This is a genomic window from Schnuerera sp., from assembly GCF_035459645.1.
GTDB lineage: Bacteria > Bacillota > Clostridia > Tissierellales > Tepidimicrobiaceae > Schnuerera.
This window is the reverse complement of the sequence record NZ_DATHXO010000234.1, coordinates 1-1,712: the sequence shown is the minus strand read 5'-3', so window position 1 is coordinate 1,712 and position 1,712 is coordinate 1. Positions and strand designations below refer to the sequence as shown.

General features: G+C 29.5%; 1 protein-coding gene and 2 pseudogenes. 1 reads left to right on the top strand and 2 read right to left on the bottom strand.

From position 1 onward, the window contains the following. Positions 1 to 140: pseudogene (locus VK998_RS05515) on the top strand (tryptophan--tRNA ligase); the annotation flags it as partial. A 41-nt stretch (positions 141 to 181) separates the two neighbouring features. Here the strand turns inward: VK998_RS05515 and VK998_RS05510 are convergent. Then, on the bottom strand, positions 182 to 1,150 hold the full coding sequence (locus VK998_RS05510; RefSeq protein WP_325226381.1) for a C40 family peptidase: 969 nt from the start codon (positions 1,148 to 1,150) through the stop codon (positions 182 to 184). 308 nt (positions 1,151 to 1,458) lie between these two features. Beyond that, positions 1,459 to 1,712, bottom strand: a pseudogene (locus tag VK998_RS05505) (ABC transporter substrate-binding protein); the annotation flags it as partial.

Genomic DNA, 1,712 nt, shown 5'->3' with positions numbered 1-1,712 from the left:
AAGAAAGATATAATGAGCTAATAAATGATAAAGATTATTTAGAAAAAGTATATAAAGAAGGAGCAGAAAGAGCTAGTTATGTAGCCAATAAAACTTTAAGAAAAGTTTATAGGAAAGTAGGATTTATTCAGAGACAATAATAGTAAAGCCCTCTAAAAAGAGGGCTTTCTCTATATCTATATTAAAACAATCTTCTACCACATATAAAACGCCTAGAATAATATCCAGAATTAAGATCTGTAATAATAACTTGACTTTGTTTTCCAGAACTAGCATGGATAAATTTGTTATCTCCTATATATATACCCGTATGACCAGGATTAGAACCAGAGGTACCTGTAAAAATTAATAAATCTCCTATTTGTAAATCATTTCTACTAACTTGTTTACCATCTTTAGCTTGAGTTGATGAAGATCTAGATATATTTATACCAATTTGTTTATAAACAAATTGGGTAAACCCTGAACAATCGAATCCATTTGTAGAATTGCCACCATAACGATAAGGAGTGCCAAGATATTTCTTAGCAGTTGCAACTATATTTTCTCCTAAGGAGCTATCTCTTGAACCACCTCTACTAGCTGATGGGTTTACTTTTCGTTTATTACCCTTCAAAGCTTCATTGATAGCTTCAATGGTTTCATAGCCAGCTACTCCATCTACTTTGATACCGTATAATTTTTGAAAATCTTTTACAGCTTGTCTAGTTTCAGAACCAAAATATGTAGTACACTCATCTATGTCCAAAAAACCTAATATTTTAAGCCTTTCCTGTAAAGCTTTTATATCCTTTCCTTCTTCACCTTCTTTTAGCAAATTTTCATATACTAGGGGTTTTAAATCTAGAATTTTCTTTAATGCTTCAAAAGTTTCAGATCCAAAGGAACCATCTGGATTTAATCCTTGAGAATATTGAAACTCCTTTACTGCATTAATTGTTTTTTCACCATAATATGTAGTAGTTTCTTCTAAATTTAGAAAATTTAAGTTCACCAAGTGTTCTTGAAGTACTTGTACATCTTTATGATCCATTCCTTGCTTTAATGTTTGATCACCTAAGTCGGCTTGTACAAATACAGGATTAGCAAATAAAACTCCAGCTATAGAAAAGGTTATAATCGTCTTTTTCAAAGAATCAGAATTCGTCATTAAGAAACAACTCCTTTTTCTGCTAAATTATTATTCCAATTGTTCTTAGTATATAATAAATTTAGTAATAAATAAAGAGGAAATTGTAACTATTTTGTAAACATTTTTGTCCAAAATTAAAGACGGGTTCTCGAGATAGCTATTTATCATGTTCATAGAATAATATACTTTTATTAAGAAAGTGTTACATAAATACTTTTTATGCTTTTATATGAAATTTTGTCATATTGAAGGAAGCAAATAATTTAAATTAAAGACTATTCACTTCCTTCAAGAGTTAAAAGAAATGTATAATACTGAAAAATATTTTATTTTTTGATATTTTCCATAGACTTTTCTGCAAATTCAGTTGTAACTATTTTTTCATAATCTGCTTTCTTCTCCAATTCTCCTGCCAATTCCATAATGTCCATCATATGATTCAAGCCTTCTTCAGTTATAATTAAATCTGGTTTCCAACTATCTTGTTCCCTATATCTGTCTATCAATGCTATTAAAACTTCATCATCTGTATCTGGGAATTGTGGTTTCAATGCCTTTGCAATTTCTTCAGAAGAATGGC

What these genes read in the sequence shown, in the direction of transcription:
- VK998_RS05510 (WP_325226381.1), bottom strand. Translation starts at nt 1,150, where the DNA reads ATGACGAATTCTGATTCTTTGAAAAAGACGATTATAACCTTTTCTATA.